At 42.8% G+C, this 23,002-nt stretch carries 15 protein-coding genes and 1 pseudogene; 14 read left to right on the plus strand and 2 right to left on the minus strand.

Annotated features, from left to right (window positions below; genetic code table 11):
* Window positions 1–124: 124 nt before the first annotated feature.
* Window positions 125–4,507, minus strand: coding sequence for a hybrid sensor histidine kinase/response regulator transcription factor (locus ALKIM_RS0104310; protein ID WP_235714375.1), 4,383 nt, complete (start codon window positions 4,505–4,507; stop codon window positions 125–127).
* Window positions 4,508–5,003: 496 nt separating this feature from the next.
* On the opposite strand from ALKIM_RS0104310, the gene ALKIM_RS0104315 reads away from it, so the two are divergent.
* The 3 genes from ALKIM_RS0104315 to ALKIM_RS17600 all read left to right on the plus strand — a co-directional run bounded on the left by ALKIM_RS0104315 (window position 5,004) and on the right by ALKIM_RS17600 (window position 9,912).
* The gene (locus ALKIM_RS0104315) at window positions 5,004–6,191 is read left to right on the plus strand and encodes a glycoside hydrolase family 88/105 protein (RefSeq protein WP_026473570.1); all 1,188 of its coding nucleotides are present in this window, start codon (window positions 5,004–5,006) and stop codon (window positions 6,189–6,191) included.
* A 177-nt stretch (window positions 6,192–6,368) separates the two neighbouring features.
* On the plus strand, window positions 6,369–7,997 hold the full coding sequence (locus ALKIM_RS0104320) for a glycoside hydrolase family 43 protein (RefSeq protein ID WP_026473571.1): 1,629 nt from the start codon (window positions 6,369–6,371) through the stop codon (window positions 7,995–7,997).
* Between the two features lie 199 nt (window positions 7,998–8,196).
* Window positions 8,197–9,912 (plus strand): glycoside hydrolase family 28 protein, encoded by a 1,716-nt coding sequence (locus tag ALKIM_RS17600; protein ID WP_052345359.1) that lies wholly within the window; start codon window positions 8,197–8,199, stop codon window positions 9,910–9,912.
* Between the two features lie 96 nt (window positions 9,913–10,008).
* Here the strand turns inward: ALKIM_RS17600 and ALKIM_RS0104330 are convergent, their stop codons facing one another.
* Window positions 10,009–10,686 (minus strand): TonB-dependent receptor plug domain-containing protein, encoded by a 678-nt coding sequence (locus tag ALKIM_RS0104330; RefSeq protein ID WP_026473572.1) that lies wholly within the window; start codon window positions 10,684–10,686, stop codon window positions 10,009–10,011.
* 202 nt (window positions 10,687–10,888) lie between these two features.
* Here ALKIM_RS0104330 and ALKIM_RS0104335 point away from each other — a divergent pair, with 202 nt between their 5' ends.
* The 11 genes and pseudogenes from ALKIM_RS0104335 (at window position 10,889) to ALKIM_RS0104385 (ending at window position 22,845) form a co-directional block, all read left to right on the plus strand.
* Entirely contained in the window at window positions 10,889–11,371 is a 483-nt protein-coding gene (locus tag ALKIM_RS0104335; protein WP_026473573.1) for a DUF7004 family protein, read from the plus strand.
* Between the two features lie 3 nt (window positions 11,372–11,374).
* On the plus strand, window positions 11,375–11,584 hold the full coding sequence (locus ALKIM_RS20360) for a DNA adenine methylase (RefSeq protein ID WP_052345365.1): 210 nt from the start codon (window positions 11,375–11,377) through the stop codon (window positions 11,582–11,584).
* Window positions 11,524–11,922 (plus strand): annotated as a pseudogene (locus ALKIM_RS17605) (DNA adenine methylase); the annotation flags it as partial. The gene ALKIM_RS20360 and the pseudogene ALKIM_RS17605, both read left to right, overlap by 61 nt.
* Window positions 11,923–12,527: 605 nt before the next feature.
* On the plus strand, window positions 12,528–13,376 hold the full coding sequence (locus tag ALKIM_RS0104345) for a DNA adenine methylase (protein ID WP_026473574.1): 849 nt from the start codon (window positions 12,528–12,530) through the stop codon (window positions 13,374–13,376).
* Entirely contained in the window at window positions 13,369–14,655 is a 1,287-nt protein-coding gene (locus tag ALKIM_RS0104350; protein ID WP_026473575.1) for a type II restriction enzyme, read from the plus strand. The genes ALKIM_RS0104345 and ALKIM_RS0104350 overlap by 8 nt, the downstream gene beginning before the upstream one ends.
* Window positions 14,656–14,781: 126 nt before the next feature.
* The gene (locus ALKIM_RS19525) at window positions 14,782–15,102 is read left to right on the plus strand and encodes a DNA adenine methylase (RefSeq protein ID WP_262480544.1); all 321 of its coding nucleotides are present in this window, start codon (window positions 14,782–14,784) and stop codon (window positions 15,100–15,102) included.
* Window positions 15,103–15,217: 115 nt separating this feature from the next.
* Window positions 15,218–15,487 carry a 30S ribosomal protein S15 gene (rpsO, locus tag ALKIM_RS0104360; RefSeq protein ID WP_026473576.1) on the plus strand — a complete coding sequence of 90 codons (270 nt, stop codon included), beginning with the start codon at window positions 15,218–15,220 and terminating at the stop codon, window positions 15,485–15,487.
* Window positions 15,488–15,741: 254 nt separating this feature from the next.
* On the plus strand, window positions 15,742–17,883 hold the full coding sequence (gene pnp / locus ALKIM_RS0104365) for a polyribonucleotide nucleotidyltransferase (RefSeq protein ID WP_026473577.1): 2,142 nt from the start codon (window positions 15,742–15,744) through the stop codon (window positions 17,881–17,883).
* Window positions 17,884–18,137: 254 nt separating this feature from the next.
* A complete protein-coding gene (locus tag ALKIM_RS0104375; protein WP_026473578.1) occupies window positions 18,138–18,632 on the plus strand; it encodes a hypothetical protein in 495 nt (164 codons plus the stop codon).
* A gap of 47 nt (window positions 18,633–18,679) precedes the next feature.
* Window positions 18,680–20,821 carry a prolyl oligopeptidase family serine peptidase gene (locus tag ALKIM_RS0104380; protein WP_026473579.1) on the plus strand — a complete coding sequence of 714 codons (2,142 nt, stop codon included), beginning with the start codon at window positions 18,680–18,682 and terminating at the stop codon, window positions 20,819–20,821.
* A gap of 299 nt (window positions 20,822–21,120) precedes the next feature.
* A complete protein-coding gene (locus ALKIM_RS0104385) occupies window positions 21,121–22,845 on the plus strand; it encodes a tetratricopeptide repeat protein (protein ID WP_026473580.1) in 1,725 nt (574 codons plus the stop codon).
* Window positions 22,846–23,002: the final 157 nt, after the last annotated feature.

Raw genomic sequence — 23,002 nt, forward strand, 5'->3', positions numbered from 1 at the left:
TTTCAATTCAAACTCCACCGAAATCACTATTTGAATTAATTATCCATCTCTTTTAATAAATACACTAACTAACACGCGGACGACTTCAGAAATCCAGAATTTTCAGAGTCTGCTTAACCTCGTGTTAATGAAACCTGCTTTTATAAACCGAAGGGGCTACGCCATACATCTGTTTAAAGCATTTACTGAAATAGCGTGAATCGTTCATGCCAACCATAAATGCAATCTGGGTCATGTTATGCTCGCCTATTTCGATGAGTTGAGCGGCACGTTTCAGTCGCATTTCGCGAATAAACTCAATGGGCGCCAATCCGGTAAGTGCTTTCAGCTTCTTAAAAAACACTGAGCGGCTCATGGCAAGCTCACTTACCAAATCATCCACCACCAAAGCGCTATTATCCATATTCTTCTCCATCAACACTTTAAGGTCGGTCATAAACTTCTCGTCGTGAGAGGTCACCTCCGGCACCGAAGGCGCTACTTCAAACTTGTTGTCGCCACCTTTTTGCTGATAAAACTCCTGCAACTTGCGACGTTGCTCCAAAAGGTTCTCGATGCGCAGTTTGAGGTGGGCAGGACTAAACGGTTTGGTAAGGTAATCATCGGCACCTTTTTGCAAACCACTTAACAGACTCTGCTCATTGGCATTGGCAGTAAGGATGATAAACGGAATATGCGAGGTATCGAAACACGCCCTTACATCGTGAAGCATCTCCATGCCATCTTTTATGGGCATCATCAGGTCACAGATAATCAGGTCGGGCAAAACCGAACGTGCCTTTTCAAAACCTTCGGCTCCATTCACAGCTTCAACCACGGTATAGTCCGATTTGAGCACACTCTTAACAAAACGACGCACCTCAGCATTGTCTTCCACAAGCAACAGAACTGGCTGTCCGGAAATCCCGGCTTCGTCATCAAAAGCCGCATCAGAATGTGGAAGTACCAGTTCTGTGGGTTTCTCCGGGCTAGCTACCTCATCAGAGGCATCAAGCACCTCTACATCCTCACCAAAATGAGACAATCCTTTATGGAATTGCAACACAAAGGTGGTTCCATTCACTCCAGATTGTTCCAGATAGACTTGGCCATTGTGCATATCCATGAACTCCTTGACCAATGAAAGCCCGATGCCTGAACTTGGAATCCCCTGCCTGCTACGTGCCGGAGATTTGCCAAAGCGTTCGAACAAGAGGCTTCTTTTATCATCTGGAATGCCTGAGCCATTGTCCGACACCCGTATGGATACCATTTCATCGGTAGCATCAATGGCTAATTTCACAAACCGGCCGTTATCTATGTACTTGAAAGCGTTGGATAACAGGTTGAATATGATTTTCTCAAGCTTATCGGCATCGGCCCAGATGCAAGCACCATCAGATTTGTCGTTGAGGGTAAACAGGATGTTGCCCTCCTGAGCTGTTAACCTGAAATGCGCCATCACATCTGAAACAAATTGTCCCACAGATATTTTCCCCACGCGCATTGTCATTTTTCGGTTGCTGATTTTCACGAAATCAAGTATCTGATTGATGAGACGAAGCATGCGCTTGCTGTTCTTCTCTACCATCGCCAAAGATTCACGCGCGGCATGCGGCAGCGACTTATCATTAAGCACCTGCTCGAGTGGCGCAGTAATCAGCGTAAGCGGCGTGCGTAACTCATGTGAGATATTGGTGAAAAAATCGAGCTTCATATCAGTAACCTGCTGGTCCACCACAATGCGGTGACGCAGGCGATAGATTGTAAACAGGATATAAACCGCAAGTCCACCAATGGCAAAGAAGATGATGAAGTAGAGCAAATAAGCCATCGGGGTAACCCAAAAAGAAGGTAATATGGAGATGACCAATTGCCGCTCATTGTCGACCCAAACACCATCGCTGTTGGTTGAGCGCACTCTTAAGGTATAATCACCAGCCGGAAGGTTGGTATAATTAACAGAACGGTAATGCTCAAGATATTGCCATTCGCGGTCAAACCCATCGAGCATCACAGCATATCGCACCGCTTCGGGATACTTCATATCGAGGGCAGCAAATCCAAAGGAGAGGATGTTCTGATTGTGTTTTAACCTGATTTGCTCCACCGCATCGATGTGCTTTTGCAAAACGCTGCCCTGACCGGGTCGCATACGCTTGTTCAGCAAACGGAATTCGGTGAAGATAATGGGCGGCACAAAGGTGCTTTCGCTGATGGCGTCGGGATGAAAATTGAGCACACCACGATTGGTTCCAATCCATATTCGTCCTTCACTGTCTTTAAAGGCCGGCCCTTCGGAAAAGCTCAGAACCTGCGCAAAATCGGTCTTGCTGAAGTTTCTGAAACTTTCGGCAGTGGTATCGAAGCGGCTCAGACCATTTTCGGTGGCAATCCATAGATGTCCGTTGGCGCCTTCGGTTATCGACAGCACCACATCGGCAGGCAGGCCGTGTTCTTTGGTGTAGGATTTAAATCGATACGCTTTGTCAGCCGGCGACGAAATCACTTTATTCAATCCTCCGCCAAAAGTGGCGATATAGACATCACCTCCGGGCACAACCAGAATGCTATGCACATCATTGTTGCTTAAGCAGCTTAAATCGCCGGGATTATAGGTGTAGTAATTAAAACTGATGCGCTCGGGCTCCACAAAATCAGAGTTGAAAACCACCAGCCCGTTGTTGGTACCCACCCATATATTATTATGCAAATCAGATGCAATATACCTCACACGCGAGCAGCTGTTGATGGGATAATTATTCAGATGGTTGCGATGGTTAATAAAGCGTACCCGGCCCTGTTCATCGGTTTCCACAAGATTTATTCCACCACCATAAGTGGCAAGCCACATGCGTCCGGACCCGTCTTTGTGAATATGGTACACTTCGTTGTGACTCAGGCTATACAAATCAGCCTCGTCGTACCTGTAACGGGTAAGTTGGTACCGCAGCTCTCCGCCTTGCTGAAAAGGTTGAGCACGTATTAACCCATCGCCTTTGGTTCCAAGCCAGACAATGCCATCATCGTCTTCAAACACACAATACACATTGGCATGCGACACCTGAATATTTTTATGAATCCGCCCATCGGCACCGAAATAACCAATCAGTTGGCGTGCTTTGTTAAACAGCGCCAACTTGCCCGACTTGGTCGACACCCACAGCCGGCTGCCCGAATCCTCCATGACAGCACGTACATCGTTGTCGTTTATCATAATGGGATTCTCAACGGGCATCAGAAAATCAAATGACCGGTCGACAAACACAAACTTCTCAAGCCCCTTGGCTCGGGTACACATCCATAAGTTGCCCTGCCGGTCGGAAAACATTGAGTGCAGCCGGTCAGAAAAGGTCATAAGCAACTCCTCCGAATCAAAAAACGGGCGTAACACATTTGCTTGCCTGTCGAGATAATACACGCCCCCGCCATGCGGATGGATCCACAACATGCCGTTCACATCTTCATGAATCATAAATGTGGGACCACCTACGCCATCCATCGTGCTGCTGCTCACCCGATGATTAACTACTGTGCGCGTATCAGACTTGTATTGTGTGAGATAACCAGAGTTTTGCTGAATCCAGACATCGCCATGCGTATCCAGATAGGTATCATAAGTTTCATATCCCTCAAAATGCGACTTCCCTCCGCGATTAAAATGGGTGAATGAATCGGTTTGGCTGTTGTAAACAAAAAAACCGTCATCCATGGTAGCCAGAAAATACGCCCCATTGCCAAGCCGGTGAATGGATGTAATTTCGGAAGTAGTGGGCACCTGAAGCAAGATGAATCGCCCGCCATGTTTTACGTATCGCCACACACGACCTCGGATTGAACCAAACCAGATGTCGTTGTCCATCTCACAAACGCTGTAAAATCCCTGACGGTTGTTTGCCAAATCACCTGTTTCACTGAAATAACCCGCCGGTCGCTCATTGGTATGCGCCAAAACAAATAAGCCATTGTTGGTAAGCAACCATTCATTGCCAACGTTATCTTCGTAAACCTTACGCACCACATTCCCATCAATCAGTCCATTTTTGCTCGAAAAGTAACGCGTTGTCACATGCTTGGTCAGCGAGTCGGTTTCGACACGATACGCTCCTTCATTCTCTGTTATCAACCAAATGATGCCCTTATTAAGTGATTCCAAACGAACGATGTTGTGATGAATTTCCGGTTCATCGGGCACGTTCAAAAACTCCTCAAACACCGGGTCGAACCGCACCACATTTCGCCCATACGCCAGCAACCAGATAAAACCGTACTTATCTTCTGAAATGAAATCAATACGACTGCTGGTTTGTTGAATGTTATCACCGGGTCTGATTTTATAAGACTTAAAGTCGTACCCGTCAAACCGGCTCAATCCATCCCAGGTGGCAAACCACATGTAGCCTTTCTGGTCCTGAAGGATGCTCATAACCGAATTTTGCGACAAGCCATCCTCTGTGGTGTAGCGTGTCCAGATATAGTGCGGCCGGTTGGTTGCAAAAACATCTACCGACAACCACAACAGTGTCATCACCACTATCATCTTGATTTTATCACAAATCTGCATACCTAGTTCTACCTGCTGCGTGATGTGTTTCTTTTAAAATATAGATGTCAGATTATTAGATTTAAGATGGATAAACAGCTCAGATTAGCCAAAGAAGATATCTATTCATCTTTCCATCCCCAATAAACATCTCAAAACCTCTGATATGAAAGCGAAAATCTCACTGCTTTCGCATCATCTCATGCTCTTTTATAAAACAGCAATCTTTTAACCTACAACGATAAAGATAGCATATAGGGTTCAATTCCCGACTCAAAAATCAATTTGTGCCCCATGATAGACCAATTTTTACACATCGCAGGCAGAAAACCTATTACTACACATTTTTAGTTAATTAGTAGCCGATTGATTCTGTTGGTTCATCGTAAATTGCATCAAGATAAATTCCGAAATGGATTTTTAGCTCATTTTCAGAGTAGATATCTATTAACTAAACAACAACCTCAAAACGGGATAAAAAATGAACAGAACAGCAGTTAGCATCACACTATTTCTGGCGATACTGGTCTCAGCCTGCAGCTCCGGTAGTCAGGAAAACAAATATTACTGGGCCGAAAAAATGGCGCAGTCTGACATGCAAAGAAACCCGGAAGCATGGATGATAGATTTCAGGAAAACGCCAAAATGGGAATACACACACGGTCTGATGATGACTTCGATGATGGAACTTTACAGCAAAACCGGAAATGAAATCTATCTGAACTATGTGCAGGAGTTCGCCGATAAGTTTATTCTCGAAAATGGTGAAATCCTCACCTATAAACTTACCGATTACAACATTGACCGCATCAATCCTGGGAAATTCATGATTGACCTCTATCAGGTAACGGGTGACCCAAACTTGCTTGCGGGCATCGAAAAGCTGCGTGAGCAGATGCGCCATCATCCAAGAACCTCAGAAGGAGGTTTCTGGCATAAAAAAGTGTATCCTTATCAGATGTGGCTTGATGGCTTGTACATGGGCGCACCTTTTCTGGCGCAGTATGCACACTATTTTGATGAGCCGGAAATATTTGCCGATGTGGCCCACCAGTTCAGTCTGGTGGATAAAAACATGTATGACGAAGCCACCGGATTGTACCACCATGCCTGGGACGAAAAGCGCGAGCAGCGCTGGGCCGACCCGGTAACCGGTCTCTCACCCGGATTCTGGGGCCGCAGCCTCGGCTGGTTTGCGATGGGACTGGTAGATGCAGCTTCATGGTTTCCGACCAACCATCCCGATTTAAAAGAGATGGTGCGCATCATCAATAAACTGGCCGAAGGCGCTATCAAATATCAGAATCCCGAAACCGGCCTCTGGTCACAAGTGCCAGAGCAGCCCGGACGCGAAGGCAACTACGAAGAGGCTACCGCATCCGCCATGCTCACCTATTTCCTGCTTAAGGGCGTAAGATTGGGATATCTCGACAACAAATACCTGGCATACGGCAAAAAAGGCTATCAGGGCATTCTCGACCACCTGATTCGCGAAGATGCAGATGGCACCATCAGTCTGGAATCGTGCTGCGAAGTTGCAGGATTGGGCGGAAACCCCTTCCGCGATGGCTCTTATGAATACTATATTTCGGAGCCGGTGCGCGACAATGACCCAAAAGGTGTGGGACCGTTTATTCTGGCATCAATCGAAATGGCTGAATTGAGATAGACATATAGATGTTAGATGGTTAGATAATTAGATGTCAGATGGTTAGACATTAGATGAACAGAGGATTAGACATCTATTTAATTGCAACGATGCCTCACAATCGATAAGGCAAAGTGTCACGCATCTAACCAGCAGTATTAAGCAAATGGAATATCAAACTATATAAATTTTTTTGAGATGAAAAAAATCAAAGCATTACTGTTCCTGTTTTCAATGGCGGCAGTGCTCCTGGCACAAAAGCCGTTTGTTTCAAGCGTTTGGGTTGCTGACAATGGCGACGGAACCTATAAAAACCCGATTCTGTACGCCGACTACTCAGACCCTGACCTCGTGCGTGTGGGTGAGGATTTCTACATGACGGCTTCCAGTTTCAACGTAATCCCCGGATTACCCATTCTGCATTCAAAAGACCTGGTTAACTGGCAACTGATAAACCACGCACTGGAGCGTCAACCACCCTACGACCACTACTCCAAGGTTCAGCATGGTGCCGGCGTTTGGGCGCCAAGCATGCGATTCCACAACGGTGAATACTACATCTACTGGGGCGACCCCGATTTTGGCATCTACATGGTTAAAACCGATGACCCTGCTGCCAAATGGAGCAAACCGGTGCTCGTGAAAGCAGGCAAAGGACTTATCGACCCCTCTCCACTTTGGGATGAAGATGGCCGCGCCTATCTGGTGTATGCTTACGCCGGAAGCCGTGCTGGCATCAAAAGCATTTTGGTAGCGGCTGAGATGAGTCCCTGCGGTACACACATGCTCAACGAGGGCAAAATAATTTTCGATGGTCACGATGACCACGAAACTGTGGAAGGGCCAAAATTCTATAAGTACAACGGGTATTATTACATTTTTGCCCCTGCCGGTGGCGTAACGTACGGATGGCAGCTGGTATTGCGTTCAAAAAATGTGTACGGCCCTTATGAGCACAGAATTGTAATGCATCAGGGCAGCACCAACATCAACGGGCCACACCAGGGTGGCTGGGTTGAACTGGAATCGGGCGAACACTGGTTTGTTCACTTCCAGGACCAATTCACCTACGGCAGGGTTACGCACCTAAACCCCATGACATGGAAAAATGGCTGGCCTGTAATTGGTATCGACCGCGAAGGGAAAGGCACCGGCGAACCGGTATCATCCTACAGAAAACCCAACGTGGGAAAAACGCATCCCATAGCAACCCCACCCGATTCTGACGAGTTCGACAACTACGAACTTGGACTACAGTGGCAATGGCATGCCAACCCCAAAAACACATGGGCGTTTATCAATCCGGGCAAAAAGCAGCTGAGACTATTCTCTGACCTCATTCCGGAAGAGGCTGTGAGCTACTATCAGGTACCCAATTTGCTTATGCAAAAATTCCCTTCCAATGAGTTTACTGTAGAAACCAAAATGACTTTCAAGCCTAACGACCGGATGACTGGCGAAAGAGCCGGCATTATTGTGATGGGATACAGCTACGCCTCCCTGGCGCTGGAAGACCGTGAAGATGGCATCTATCTGGTTTACAACATTTGCAACAATGCCAGAAATGGAAATGCAGAAACAGAAGCGTTTGCCACCAAAATAAACAGCAACACCGTGCATTTCAGAATCACAGTGTCGGCCGATAGCATGGTAGAATTCAGCTACAGCACCAACGGACGCAGATTTACCAAAATGGATACCGCCTTCAAAGCCGATAGAGGTCATTGGATTGGTGCCAAGGTAGGTGTTTTCTGCACCCGTCTGCAAACTACCAACGACTCTGGATTTGCCGATTTCGACTATTTCAGGTTTTCGAAAAAGAGATGAGTTCTTAAAACAAAATAGAGTGCTAGATATTAGATGATTAGAGGGAGATATAAGTTGGGGGAGATAATTTAAACACTTAGAGAACGTATCACATCCTCTAAAAAACAACTCAACAATAAAGACAAGATAATCGGGGAGCAACATCAACACTGCTCCCTGATTTTACTAACCGATTTAATCACAATTTGCGCAGAAGGAAATGAAGAAGAGAAATATCAAGAATCTAAAACTGACCCTATGGTCAGCTACCTTGGCAGTGATGCTGTTTACGGCATGTCACTCGCCAAAAAACGCAGGCCCCGATTACTCATGGGTTTATGACAACATTGAGTTTGACATGCCCAAAGTGAAGGAGCCGGTGTTTCCAAACAATAGTATAAACATTACCGATTTAGGCGCCGTGGCCGATGGACAAACACTTAACACCGAAATATTTGCAAAAGCCATTGACATGATGGTGGCCAAAGGTGGTGGACGCGTGATTGTGCCCGCCGGAATCTGGATGACAGGCCCCATTGTGATGAAAAGCAACATCAACATCCACCTTGAAGATGGCGCGATGGTGCGCTTCAGCGACAACTTCGACCTTTATCCGTTAGTGGAGAGCTCATTTGAAGGCATCATGACCTGGCGCTGCCAGTCGCCAATCAGCGGTCGCGACCTGGAAAACATCGCCTTCACCGGAAATGGCGTGTTTGATGGCAACGGACAAGCCTGGCGACCTGTAAAACGCGGCAAAATGACTGCCAACCAATGGAGAAACCTTGTGAAATCCGGTGGCACACTCGAAGACAATGACTCCTACTGGTGGCCTACTGAGCAGGCCGCACGTGGCTACATCATCAGCAACCGCAACAACCTCCCCCAGCTCGAAACCTACGAAGAGTTCCTCGAAATAAAAGACTTTTTGCGTCCGGTAATGGTGAGTCTCATCAACTGCCAGCGTGTTTTACTGGATGGACTTACCTTTCAAAACTCACCGGCATGGAATATTCACCCGCTGATGTGTCAGGATGTAACCATCCGCAATCTCACGGTGCGCAATCCCTGGTATTCGCAAAACGGTGATGGTCTCGATTTGGAATCGTGCAAAAACGTGGTCATCTACAACAACAATTTTGATGTAGGCGATGATGCCATCTGCTTCAAATCAGGACGCGACAAGGAAGGTCGTGACCGTGCCATCCCAACAGAAAATGTCATAGTGAAAAACAACGTGGTGTACCACGGACATGGCGGTTTTGTGGTAGGAAGCGAAATGTCGGGTGGCGTGCGCAATGTGCATGTGTCCGATTGCACCTTCATGGGCACCAACATTGGCATTCGCTTTAAAAGTACGCGCGGTCGCGGTGGCATCGTAGAAAACATCTACATCTCCAACATTAACATGATTGACATCCCCACCGAGCCCATCCGTTTCAACATGTTTTATGGCGGCAAAGCGCCGGTACTCGACAATGGCGAAAGCAGCACATCACTGATAGAATCCGATGCACCGTCAGTGCCGGTTACCGAAGAGACGCCGCTATTTCGCAACATCCATGTGAAAAACATTGTTGCCAACGGATTTGGAAATGCCGCCCTCTTCATGGGATTGCCCGAACTAAAACTTGAAAATGTGGTGCTCGAAAACGCCATCCTTCAGGCGCCCAAAGGCTTCTCAATCATTGATGCGGAGGGTATTGTACTGAAGAATGTGAAAATCATCAGAGACAGCGGTCCGGCACTGACCATTTTCAACAGCAACAACATCACAATCAAAGATTTTGATTTCAACAAAAACGTGGCTGAGCCGGGACTTGCTGTATCAGGAAGAAGTTCAGGAAATATCGACATTCAAAAAACCGATTTTAACAATCCTGACAAAGATATCCTTCTGGTAAATGGAGCCACCAACGAAACCATTGGTTGGTAACAAAACCTGATAAACTTAAGTTGTTTGAGAGAAACCACGGACTTCACCATTTTTAGTGATATCCGTGGTTTCATTTTTATCTAATGATGAAGTGCTTTACTGCGGCCCTTTGATGGTCTCAATCACCACCACACCGTTTGCGCCGCGGCTTCCGTACATCGAAGCAGAAGAGTCCTTCAAAACACTAATTGAGGATATTTGACAAGGACTAATATGTCCAATGGTATTTACAACTACACCATCAACCACATAAAGTGCACAACTAGAGAGTGTAATAGAACCAATACCGCGAATAATCACTTCAGGCTCACGTCCTCCACCCACCACCTGAACACCTGGCAACCTACCCCTAATCAAGTCAAACACATTGCTATACTGGCAAAAATCGTTTCGTTTGCGATCCATCTGAGAGATGGAATTGATGATATCCTTCTCGTTCATATAACCATAACCCACGGCAATCTGACGATTTTCAGGTGAGTCAACAAACTCAATGGCAACCTTCAGGGTATCTGGCAATCGGTTATTAATGCGCACGCGTCGCTTCTTAAACACATCGCTGCTAAATTCCAGCACGTCACGTTCATTTGTTACGATAAAAAAAAAGCCCGTGCTATCAGTGGAAACGGCTGAACCGGCATTGCGCGCACTCACCTTTAAATTGGCTACATGCAAATTGCCAAGTGTGGTCACATATCCATTAACCACGCGGTTTTGACCGATAAGCGCAAAACCATACAATAGCATTAGTATTGCGATAATAAAATGTCTCATACATATTTCCTTTAAATTCAAAAATCATCTATAAGTACCTTCTGATAAAACTGGCATTCATGCGCCGAACTTTAACTGATGGCCAATCTACGCTTAAAAGACAAAAAGTTAACAAAAAACCCTTATCAGAAATCGGTAAAAATGAACTTTAATTTAAGAAATTATCTACATTTATCTGGAAAACATTAAAAACACTTAACCCATGACCACTATTCAAACCTTTGATGATGGCAGTGTTATCACATTTGAAAATGGCTCATTTGACAGCTGGTGTGTGTTACTGAAACGCCCCGGACAAACCAAATATGCACCTACCGACAGACAATATTTCACCAAACTTCAACAACTCGGTGAAATTCATGGACATCAAAGATTATATGGCGATTTTCTGAAATTTTACGCACTCACTTCCGTAAACATTGACCCTTATGTTTTAAATTTGATCCGCCAATTATCATCTGCTTATATTACCGACTCACTCGAAATCGAGATTCTTTTTACGATCCTATATGCAGGTATGATTGCCGAAGAAAACAAACAGTTTGCCATACTTAAAAAACGCATCAAACGTCTGGGAATGCACCAAACCCTCATTGAACTGAAACCACCTGAGTTCGCAGCCAGTTTCAGCAAAGGCCGCAAATGGCAGGAGTTAGACCAGATATGCAAAACAAAAGGATTTTAAAACATGACCATATCTGCTAAACCCTTTTTAAAATGGGCCGGAGGGAAAGGACAGCTGCTGCCTAAATTTCAGGAACTTTATCCTCCACAGCTTAAAGAGCATAAAATCAAAACATTTTATGAGCCATTTCTGGGTAGTGGTGCAGTTTTTTTGATGTTGTGCAAAAATACAATGTCGAAAGCGCAATGCTGTATGACATCAACCCGGAACTAATAATCACCTACAAATCAATCCAAAACAACGTATTCAATCTTATCGAAATACTTCACAGACTTGAAAAAAAATACTTAAAACTAGATAATGAAAAGCGTAAGGTCTTTTTTTATGCACAAAGAGCAGAATACAACTCAACACGATTTGATATTAACGCGCTGACAGAACCAGACAAGTGGTTAAACAGAGCTGCTGCGCTGATATTTCTAAATAGAACCTGTTTCAATGGGTTGTATAGGGTTAACTCAAAAGGTGAATTTAACTCTCCGGCAGGAGAATACAAAAAACCAACAATTTGTGACGAGCCAAATCTGAATAGTGTATTGCAAAACGACTAATAAGAAAGTAAAATTTAAGACTGTAAGCTACGTGTTCTTAATTTCAGCTTTCAAATAGACCATTAATAAGCTACCCTACTAAGGAATTAATTATTAGCTATGAATATTCTATATGAAGGAAAGAATAACTTAAAATTGTAAAAAGAAATAAATCAGAGGTAAATCGGTTAGTAGACAGGTTCAAAATTAAAGGTCAATGCCAAACATAAAATCCAAAATTAAGAGTTCGGTCGGTTTAATACGGAAAGCTTAGGATTTACAATAAGAGGATTTTGAGCTTACTCAACTGGTAACTAATTAAATAAGAAGCAAATAAGTATAAGATTTAAGAAAAAATGCGAAAAACTGTTAATCAAAATAATGGTATAGAAAATGAATTTCTTTGTTTGCATATTGGCTGTATGGTTTTAAATATGCTTAAACTTTGATTCAACAAGATTTCTGCTAGGAGACTACAACGTGCGGTTCAGAGAGAGGCTTGGATTGATATTTATTTTGTCAACTCAACAGGCACAATTACTACAAAAACAACAAAGGTAAGTTGATAAGACTTTAGTATTTTATTAAATTCGCATACTAAAATACAGTGATACTTAGATTGAGAAATGGCAAAAAACAACAAAAATAAACTAATTGCTCCGTTTTTAAAGTGGGTTGGAGGGAAAAGACAACTTTTACCGAAAATTATTGAGCATTTGCCAAAAAATATTCGAGAACTAAGATATTTTGAACCATTTATTGGTGGAGGTGCTGTATTGTTTCATTTACAACCCGAAAACGCAGTAATTAATGACTTTAATAAAGAATTAGTCAACGTATACAATGTTGTCAAAAATAACCTTAGCGATTTAATCTACGATTTAAAAAGACACAAAAACACCTCAGAATATTTCTATCATATTAGAGGTTTAGACAGAACAGACGAGTTTTTAAATTTATCTGAAGTTCAAAGAGCCTCAAGAATAATTTATCTTAACAAGACCTGTTTCAATGGATTATATAGAGTTAATAATGCAGGAGAATTTAACGCTCCATTTGGACGATATAAAAATCCAAATATTGTAAACGAACCTACTTTAAAGGCTGTAAACAAGTTTTTGAACAAAAACAATACCTTAATTAATTGTGGAGACTATTCTGATGTTCTAGAAGCAGTAGACGAAAATTCATTTGTTTATTTAGACCCACCTTATCATCCTATTTCTGAAAATTCAAATTTTACAGGCTACGTTCAAGGAGGATGGGATATGATTGACCAAATTAGACTAAGAGAAGTATGTGATACTCTAAACGAAAAAGGAACAAAATTCTTATTGTCAAATTCATCATCACAATTTATTAAAGACCAATACGATAAATACATAATTACAACTGTAAAAGCCACTCGTGCAATTAATTCTAATGGTTCCGACAGAGGTGAAATTGACGAAGTATTGATAAGGAACTATGAGTAACTCAAAAAACGATATAGCTTGGCAGTCAATCTTTGATAAGCACAAAATCATTGAAAGAATTTTGAAAGAAGGTCATTTTGAAATTACAGCTACGGAAATTAATAAATTCCGCGAAGCAAGATTAATGACAAAATTCGACCATAAATCGCAATTACCTAAATTATTCGTTGAAAACAATCTATCAATCCTACCTACTTCAAGAGGTGGCTATGTAATTGGAACTTTTGAAACATTTTGTGATTTTAACAATGATGAGATTCAAGTTACTCCAATTGAATTTCCTACATTCTTAGAGAGTCTAGATTACAGAGACATAACAAGCGAATCAACAGCAATAAACTGCGCATTTGTTGCTAAAATTTTGCACGATTTCACTGAAGAAGACAATCTACTACCTACTGTTAGTGGCAGAATGAGTTCTTCTACTTTTTCATTTGACATTAATTCAGCTAAAGGGGCATTCACAGTAAATGTTGAAAATTCTCAAGTCGAAATTGATGGAGGTTATGAAGGGGATTATTCTTTAAATCTAATTGAAGCTAAAAATTACATTTCATCTGATTTTCTCGTAAGACAAATTTATTATCCTTATAAACTTTGGATCAATAGAATTCACAAACAAGTTCGTCCCATATTTCTAACTTATTCAAACGGCGTATTCCATTTGCGTGAGTATTCATTTGCTAACATAAACCATTATAACTCTATAGTTTTAGTTAAGCACAAAAAATATTTAATACAAGAAGGCTGTTTCAATTTGGAGATACTTACAGAGATCATTGACAAGACAAAGAAGGTTAATGAGCCTAAAACTCCGTTTCCACAAGCCGACAGTTTTGAAAGAGTTGTGAATTTATGTGAATTATTAAGTCAACGTGATTTTATAACCAAAGAAGAAATTACTGAAAACTATGATTTTGATGCTAGACAAACAGACTACTACTCCAATGCTGGTAAATATCTCGGCTTGATGGAAATTGGTAAAGACCCTGTTTCAAAACAAATTGGTTGTTACTTAACCGATTTAGGGAAAGAAGTTTTTACCTTGAGTTTGTTTGACAGACAAAAAGAATTTATAAGACTAATTGTATCACATTCTGTATTTAAACTAACATTAAAATCCTTACTCGACAATGGAGAAATGCCTGACAGAGATGAAATTGTTCACATTATGCTAAAATCAAATCTTTATAATATAAATTCGACATCAACATATTTTAGACGAGCATCGACAATTGTAGGTTGGATAAATTGGATTATGAACCAAATCGAAGAATAGAACGCCAGTACCTAAAGATCACGCATTGAGCATTGAAATTTATAAGGTTGTATAAATATTTCTGTCACACTTGCGCGTTGATGTCGGCCGATAGTAAATCGTTCGCAATATCCGATTTTCATAGAAATAACTGATGCGTTTGTTTACTTTGATCCCCCATACCGGGCTATTAGTAAAACATCAGCATTTAAAGCCTACAGCAAAAATGGTTTTGAAGATGCAGATCAGGCGAGGCTTGCTCATACTTTTAAAAAACTAGACAAAAAAAATGTCTTCCTAATGTTGAGTAATTCAGACCCCAAAAATCACGATCCGAACGATCACTTTTTTGATGATTTATACAAAGGGTATAACATCCGTAGGGTTCCGGCAAAAAGAATGATAAACTCCAATCCCAGTAAGCGTGGCACCATCAACGAGATAGTAGTGACTAATTACGATGTTTAGGAAACCTCAATTTGAGCATGCGGCAAACATTTTTTCATCTTAGGGAAGCACATTGTTTGTATATTCCGACAAATAGTAATAAATTTGCGGCTCAAATAATTAGACACATTATATTATGTATTTGAATCAGGAAGTAAAAAAAGAAATCTTTGCTAAGTTCGGAAAGTCTAATACTGATACTGGTTCTCCCGAGAGCCAGATTGCATTATTTTCTCACCGTATTCAGCATTTGACTGGTCACCTCAAGTCAAACAAAAAAGATTATAGCACAGAACACGCCTTGGTTAGAATGGTAGGTAAGCGTCGTCGCTTGCTCGATTACCTTAAAAACAAGGACATTGAAAGGTACAGGGCGATTATTAAGGAACTTGGTATCCGTAAATAATCATTCCAAAGCTAATTTTTAGAGGCAGTTCCGCAGAGGAATTGCCTCTTTTGTTTTTTCAAGGCAGACTATAATAAAACCAAATATTGAGTTCCCCACATGATAAATGTGAGGATTGCCATTCAATAATTGCTAAAAAAGCCCTGATAGCCATCAAAAAAACTAACAATCAATTAATATCATTAATCATTCAAAAAAAATAATTGTACACATATATTAACTATCTTTGCGCCGATAAAAATGTTAAGAAAATTATGATTAAGCCAATTGAAAAAGTGATTGATCTTGGCGATGGAAGATCAATCGTACTCGAAACCGGCAAACTGGCCAAACAGGCCGACGGTTCAGTAATGTTAAGAATGGGTAATACTTACCTGCTGGCCACTGTAGTTTCTGCGCAGGACGCCAAACCCGGTACCGACTTTATGCCCTTGTCGGTTGAATACAAAGAAAAATTTTCCGCTATCGGTCGTTTCCCCGGCGGCTTTCAAAAAAGAGAAGCGCGTGCCTCTGATTACGAAATCCTGATTTCACGTCTTGTTGACAGAGCTCTGCGTCCACTTTTCCCCGAGGATTACCATGCCGATACTTTTGTTACCATAACACTCCTCTCTGCTGATAAAGAAAGTACTCCCGATGCATTGGCCGGTTTGGCTGCATCTGCTGCGCTTGCTGTTTCTGATATACCGTTTAACGGCCCCATCTCTGAAGTTCGTGTAGCCCGTATCAACGGCAAACTGATGGTTAACCCCACCGTTTCACAAATTGCCGATGCCGACATGGACATCATTGTTGCTGCATCATACGACAATATATTGATGGTAGAGGGCGAAATGAAAGAAGTATCCGAAGCGGAACTTCTGGAAGCCATGAAGCTGGCCCATGAAGCCATTAAAGTTCAGTGTAAAGCACAGATGGAACTGGCTGAAATGGTAGGCAAATTAAAAAAACGCGAATATTGTCATGAAACCAATGACGAAGAACTTCGCGAAAAAGTATGGAAAGAAACCTACGAAAAAGCATACACCGTAGCTAAAAAAGCCAACCCAAACAAACACGAGCGTATCAACGACTTTGCGCAGGTTCTCAAAGACTTTGTAGCAGCCAACTATTCCGACGTTGACGAAAGTGAAATCCCAATGGAACTCATCAAACGCTACTATCACGATGTGGAGAAAGAAGCCGTGCGCAGATTGATGCTTGATGATGCAATTCGTCTGGATGGTCGTAAAATGGACGAAATCCGCCCCATCTGGAGCGAGATTGACTACCTGCCAGGCCCACACGGTTCGGCAGTATTTACCCGTGGCGAAACCCAGAGCATCACCACAGTAACCCTCGGCACAAAAATGGACGAGAAACTGGTGGACGACGTGCTTAACAGAACCACCGACCGCTTTTTATTGCACTACAACTTCCCCCCGTTCTCTACCAACGAAGCAAAACCTTACAGAGGCGTAGGTCGCAGGGAAGTGGGTCACGGAAACCTTGCATTGCGTGCGCTTAAGCCAATGATGCCTGAGGAAAATCCCTATGTAATCCGTATCGTTTCTGATATTCTTGAGTCAAACGGCTCATCATCAATGGCCACTGTATGCGCCGGAACTTTGGCTCTTATGGATGCAGGGGTGAAAATCAAACGTCCTGTTTCAGGTATCGCCATGGGACTTATCACCGACACAAAATCGGATAAATTTGTGGTGCTTTCAGACATACTTGGCGACGAGGATCACCTTGGCGACATGGACTTCAAAGTAACCGGTACCGAAAAAGGTATCACCGCCACACAGATGGACATTAAAGTTGATGGACTTTCTTATGAAATTCTGGAAAAAGCACTCAACCAGGCAAAAGCCGGTCGTTTGCATATCCTCGGAAAAATCACCGAAACCATTAGCGAACCTCGTGAGGATTACAAACCACATGCACCGCGCATCGTAACCGTTCGTATCCCCAAAGAGATGATTGGCGCCATCATTGGCCCTGGCGGAAAAATCATTCAGGAAATTCAGGCTACTACCGGCACCATCATCACCGTGACCGAAGAAGGGCCTTTTGGAAATGTTGACATTGCTGCTGATAACAAAGAAGCCATCGACAAAGCCCTTGCAAGGGTAAACGCCATTGTTGCAGTTCCCGAACTGGGCAAAGTTTACAAAGGCAAAGTAAAATCGATCATGCCATTTGGCGCATTTATCGAGATTTTGCCCGGTAAAGATGGTCTGCTTCATATTTCTGAAATCGACTGGAAGCGTGTTGAAAAAACCGAAGACGTGCTGAAAGAGGGTCAGGAAGTTGAGGTGAAACTTATAGAAGTGGATGCCAAATCTGGCAAACTAAAACTTTCAAGAAAAGTGTTGCTTCCACGTCCCGGGAACGACCAGACTGAAAAATAGAAGTACATTAAACACCCCCATAAAAACGCCTGCTGATTTTTTCAACAGGCGTTTTTTTTACGACAAAACCTCTAATGGCCATATTCAACAGCATTTGCATACACCTATTATCTGCACTTTCTGGTTTTTCTTAAATAATTAAACTATTTTCGGGACGAATAAACTTTCTGAACCAAAACTCCCCAGTTTCTATCCAAAAAGGATTGAAAAAAGTGGGGAAAAACACAACACATTTACATTAGTCGCATTTTCAAGTGAAAGAGGATAAAAAAACATTGGCAGATTGGTACAGTGATCTGGAAATCAAATTCCGCGGAACTCCGCGTGAAGCAGCCAGATACTATAACCTGCAAATACTACCCCGGTTGATGTTCACCATTGATAAGCAGAAGGGTGAGTGCACACACTGTAGTTCGCGGTTTAGCACCTTGCAGCCAATGTTGGACGATGCCGCACAATGGATAAAAAATGACACGCCAGAAGCCGGAATTTTCCAAAAGGAACTTTCTCAAACCATGAAACACCTCTCATCGGCTCACGGCATTGTGCCCAAAGGACTTAACCTTTCAAAAATGATTGTGGCAGGCCTTATTTTCGGCATAGGAATTGCTTATGTTTTGCATCTGACACTGGCATCAACAGAGTTGCCCGGAACGTTGATGTCGGGGGCAGCTATCGGCATGATGGTTGGTTGGGTGTTGGGTAAGCTGAAAGAAAACAATCTTCGAAAAACCGGCAAGCTGTTTTAAACAAAACAATCAGCCAATAAACAATAAATAATATATCATCTATAAAAATGAAGATTCTTTACACGCCTTTTTTTCTGATTTTAATGTTGGTAGTATTTACCTCAGCCTGCAAACAAAAGGTAAACCCAACATTCTCTTATCCAATTACCACCAAAGTAGATACGGTTGACTTTTATTTTGGCCATGCCGTTGCCGATCCATACCGCTGGCTTGAGGATGACATGGCTGCCGAAACCAAAGCTTGGGTAAATGCGCAGAACAACGTGACTAACAGCTTTCTGAACAGTATCCCCTTTCGCGATGACATAAAAAAACGCCTCGCCGATGTGTGGTCTTACACACGTCAGAATGCGCCTAAACTAAAAGGTGATTACATCTTCTACAGCCGCCATGATGGAGTTAACAACCATGCGGTGTTTTATGCGAAAAACATAAAGGACGGCATCGAACGTGTACTCATTAATCCCAACCTCTTTTCAGAAGATGGCACAACTTCACTGGCTGCTACCTCCATCTCAAACGATGGCAAATATGTAGCCTATGCCATAAGCAAAGGCGGCTCAGACTGGCGCGAAGTATTTATAAGAGAGGTGGCCACCGGCATCGACTTAAATGACCACCTTAAATGGATAAAATTTTCGGGACTTTCATGGGACGAAGAGGGTTTTTACTACAACCGCTACGATGAACCCATGACAGGCAGCGAACTGTCGGCCAGTAACGAAAACCAAAAAGTGTTCTATCACAAGTTGGGACAATCTCAAAGCGAAAACAGATTGGTTTTCGAAGACCCTAAATTCCCACAGCGTAACTTTTCGGCTCAAACCGATGAAACAAACCGCTACCTTCTGCTGTCAACCCGTCAATCCACGCAGGGAAATACGCTTGCCATAAAAGACCTCAAATCTTCAGGTAAATGGATTGAAGCTGACAATGATTTCACTACCAGCAACAGCTACGTTGCCACCGTCAACAACCAGATTTGGGTGCTTACCAATAATGAAGCGCCCCGCTACAGGCTCATGGCAATCAATCCGCGAAATGCGGCAGTTGAAAACTGGACAGAAATCATTCCTGAAACCGGGGATGTGCTGAGCGCAGTGAACACTACAGCCAATTTTATCATTGCCCATTATATTGTTGATGTAGAATCGAAGCTAAAAGTGTTTGACAAAAAAGGCACACACCTGTTTGATGTTGAACTAACAGACTCAGGAACCGTGTCAGGATTGGAAACTTTCACCGATGACGACAAGATATACTTTAACTTTGCCTCCTACACTCTGCCCGACAAAGTGTATGCATACGAACTAAAAAGTCGTGCCTTGTCGGTTGAATTTGAACCGGATGTTGAATTTGATTCTGATTCATTTGAAACCAAAAGAGTTTTTGTGGAAGCGCAGGATGGAGCCCAGGTTCCTTTGTTTATTGTACACAAAAAAGGGATGGTGCTTGATGGCAACAATCCGGCTTTGCTATACGGTTATGGCGGCTTCAATGTGGTGCAGATGCCGAGGTTCGATGCAAGACTCATTCCATGGCTCGAGAATGGCGGCATCTATATAAGTGCCCATATACGTGGTGGTGGAGAGTACGGAGAATCGTGGTATCGCGCCGGCATACGCAAAAACAAACAGCGTGTGTTCGATGACTTTATACTTGCCGCAGAATATCTCATCAAATCAGGATATACAAACAGCACCAAACTGGCCATAATGGGTGGCAGCAATGGCGGTCTGCTTGTAGGAGCAGTGGCCAACCAGCGCCCGGAATTATTCCGCGTGGCACTTCCTGCTGTAGGCGTGATGGATATGTTACGCTATCAGTATTTCACCATTGGTTGGGCTTGGGCCGGCGACTATGGCCGCAGCGACGACAGCGAAGAGATGTTCAAATATCTTTATGCCTATTCGCCGCTGCATAACATTCCGCAAGGCAACATCTATCCTGCAACTATGGTAACAACTGCCGACCATGACGACCGTGTAGTGCCGGCACACTCGTTTAAGTACATTGCCGCGCTGCAGGAAAGCTACAGTGGGACCAATCCGGTAGTGATACGCATCGAAACCAAAGCCGGCCATGGAGCAGGGAAACCAATATCGATGCAAATTGATGAAGTGGCTGACAGATGGGCCTTTACGCTTTACAACATGGGTTTACAGTATAATTTGCCAACAGCAAAATAAAGAGCTTATAATCATCACATTACCCAAAACAACGTCATATTGGTGAAATATATTATTGGATTTTGCACAGATTATGTATTTCATATTCGAAAAAACACGATTTTTGCTGTCGGTAATAGGATTTTAATTAAATAGGCCGCCCTTTCAAACAAAATATCCGATAAGGAAAATTTGAAACGAAAGCCCCGAATCCCTATATTTGCAAATATTATGCTTTGGCTCTTTTATTTTTTGAAAACATTATTATATTTGTGAGAGAGTTCAGAATTAGTTCAAGAACAAATAATTAAGCTAACATTATGAAAAGAACAAGAATTAAACTTTTTGCTTATCTGGCGCTTGCCGCCGTTATGGCTGGTTGCTCCAGTCTTGACAAGATGAGAAAGAATGCTTCTGATGTAAGATATACCGTTACACCAGAGGTACTTGAAGCTCATGGAGGTAAAGTAGATGCCGCCATCAGAGTACAAATTCCGGCTGGCTATTTTGACCGTAAAGCTACGTTGGTTGCTACCCCTGTTTTGGTTTATGAAGGAGGCGAAACCGCTTTCCCAAGCTACAGTGTACAAGGCGACCGTGCTCCCGGCAATGCCCAGGTTATTTCAAGAGCCAATGGCGGCCAGGTAAACTACACCCAAAGTGTACCTTACAACGAAAACATGAGAGTTGCTGACCTTGTAGTGCGTATCAAAGCAACCAAAGGTAACAGCGAAATGGAGTTTGAACCTTTGAAAATTGCTGAAGGTGTAATTTCTACTTCTGCAATGGTTGAAGCAAAAGGTATTAAAGGCACCGTTGGTGCTGACAAATTCCAGAGAATCATCCCAATTTCAAAAACTGCTGAAATCCTTTTCCTTATCCAGCAAGCCAACATCCGTGGCACTGAGTTGACCAAGGAAGAAGTTCGCAAGCTGAACGACTTTGTGAAAGAAGTTAAAGCTGCTGAAAACAAAGAATTCAAAGGTGTTGCCATTTCTGCTTATGCTTCTCCCGACGGTCCTATCGACCTGAACACCCGTCTTGCTTCACAGCGTGAAAATGCTGCAAAAGGATTCATGGCTGGCGAGTTGAGAAAAGCCCGTGTTGCTGAAGCTACCAATGCTGATTTCTTCGACCTGAGAAATACTCCAGAAGACTGGGAAGGTTTCAAAGCACTTATGGAAAAAAGCAACATTCAGGACAAAGATTTGATTCTTCGTGTTCTTGCTATGCATACCGATCCAGAAGTACGTGAGCGTGAAATCAAAAACATGTCTAACACTTTCAAAGTAATTGCTGACGAAATTCTTCCACAATTGCGTCGTTCTAAACTGAGCGTAAACGTTGAAGAAATTGGCAAATCTGACGAAGAGATTTCTGCTCTTGCAGCTAGCAATCCTTCTGCTTTGAACGCTGAAGAACTGCTTTATAGCGCTACTTTGGTTGAAGATCTTGATGCACAACTTGACATTTACAAGAAAGCTGCTGCTCAATTTTCAAACGACTGGAGAACGCACAACAACGTAGGTTATGTACTTTACGCTAAAGGTGACCTGGCAGGTGCAAAAGTAGCTTTCGAGAAAGCCAACTCTGTAAAAGCCAACCAACCTGAAGTAATGAATAACCTTGGTGCTATTGCACTTCGCGAAGGTAACATTGAGAAAGCCGAAGAGTACTTTGGTTCTGCTGCAGGTGCTGGTAGCGCTCTTGACAACAACCTTGGTGTTGTAGCCATCAAAAAAGGTATGTATGACCAAGCTGTTCGTTACTTTGGCAACAGCGTAAGCAACAACGCTGCTTTGGCTAAAATTCTTGCCAAAAACTACGATGCTGCCCTTTCTACCTTGAATGCAAATACTCAGGAAGATGGTTTGAAATACTACCTGAAAGCTGTAGTTGGCGTTCGTACCAACGATAGCGACATGATGTTTGCCAACCTTCGCAGAGCCGTTCAGCTTGACAGCAAATTCAAAAAATATGCTGCTACTGATATGGAGTTTGCTAAATTCTTTGGCGACGCTACTTTCAGATCAATTGTACAGTAATCCTTTCGGATAAGATAATTAAAGAGCTGCTCCGCAAAGGGCAGCTCTTTTTAATTACAGGCTAATTGCTCCTTACTTAAAAAAATCACTATATTTATATATTGAAAACAGATTAGGCTTTTACAAACCGGGAGCCAAATAAACAAAAACATAATAA

Source organism: Alkaliflexus imshenetskii DSM 15055 (assembly GCF_000517065.1).
GTDB classification, from domain to species: domain Bacteria; phylum Bacteroidota; class Bacteroidia; order Bacteroidales; family Marinilabiliaceae; genus Alkaliflexus; species Alkaliflexus imshenetskii.

Excerpts from the sequence above, each read along its gene's own strand:
- ALKIM_RS0104315 (WP_026473570.1), top strand. The coding sequence starts at position 5,004 with ATGAACAGAACAGCAGTTAGCATCACACTATTTCTGGCGATACTGGTC.
- ALKIM_RS20360 (WP_052345365.1), top strand. The coding sequence starts at position 11,375 with ATGACCATATCTGCTAAACCCTTTTTAAAATGGGCCGGAGGGAAAGGA.
- pnp (WP_026473577.1), top strand. The coding sequence starts at position 15,742 with ATGATTAAGCCAATTGAAAAAGTGATTGATCTTGGCGATGGAAGATCA.
- ALKIM_RS17600 (WP_052345359.1), top strand. The coding sequence starts at position 8,197 with ATGAAGAAGAGAAATATCAAGAATCTAAAACTGACCCTATGGTCAGCT.
- ALKIM_RS0104335 (WP_026473573.1), top strand. The coding sequence starts at position 10,889 with ATGACCACTATTCAAACCTTTGATGATGGCAGTGTTATCACATTTGAA.
- ALKIM_RS0104385 (WP_026473580.1), top strand. The coding sequence starts at position 21,121 with ATGAAAAGAACAAGAATTAAACTTTTTGCTTATCTGGCGCTTGCCGCC.
- ALKIM_RS0104345 (WP_026473574.1), top strand. The coding sequence starts at position 12,528 with ATGGCAAAAAACAACAAAAATAAACTAATTGCTCCGTTTTTAAAGTGG.
- ALKIM_RS0104350 (WP_026473575.1), top strand. The coding sequence starts at position 13,369 with ATGAGTAACTCAAAAAACGATATAGCTTGGCAGTCAATCTTTGATAAG.
- ALKIM_RS0104320 (WP_026473571.1), top strand. The coding sequence starts at position 6,369 with ATGAAAAAAATCAAAGCATTACTGTTCCTGTTTTCAATGGCGGCAGTG.
- rpsO (WP_026473576.1), top strand. The coding sequence starts at position 15,218 with ATGTATTTGAATCAGGAAGTAAAAAAAGAAATCTTTGCTAAGTTCGGA.
- ALKIM_RS0104310 (WP_235714375.1), bottom strand. The coding sequence starts at position 4,507 with ATGACACTGTTGTGGTTGTCGGTAGATGTTTTTGCAACCAACCGGCCG.
- ALKIM_RS0104380 (WP_026473579.1), top strand. The coding sequence starts at position 18,680 with ATGAAGATTCTTTACACGCCTTTTTTTCTGATTTTAATGTTGGTAGTA.
- ALKIM_RS0104330 (WP_026473572.1), bottom strand. The coding sequence starts at position 10,686 with ATGAGACATTTTATTATCGCAATACTAATGCTATTGTATGGTTTTGCG.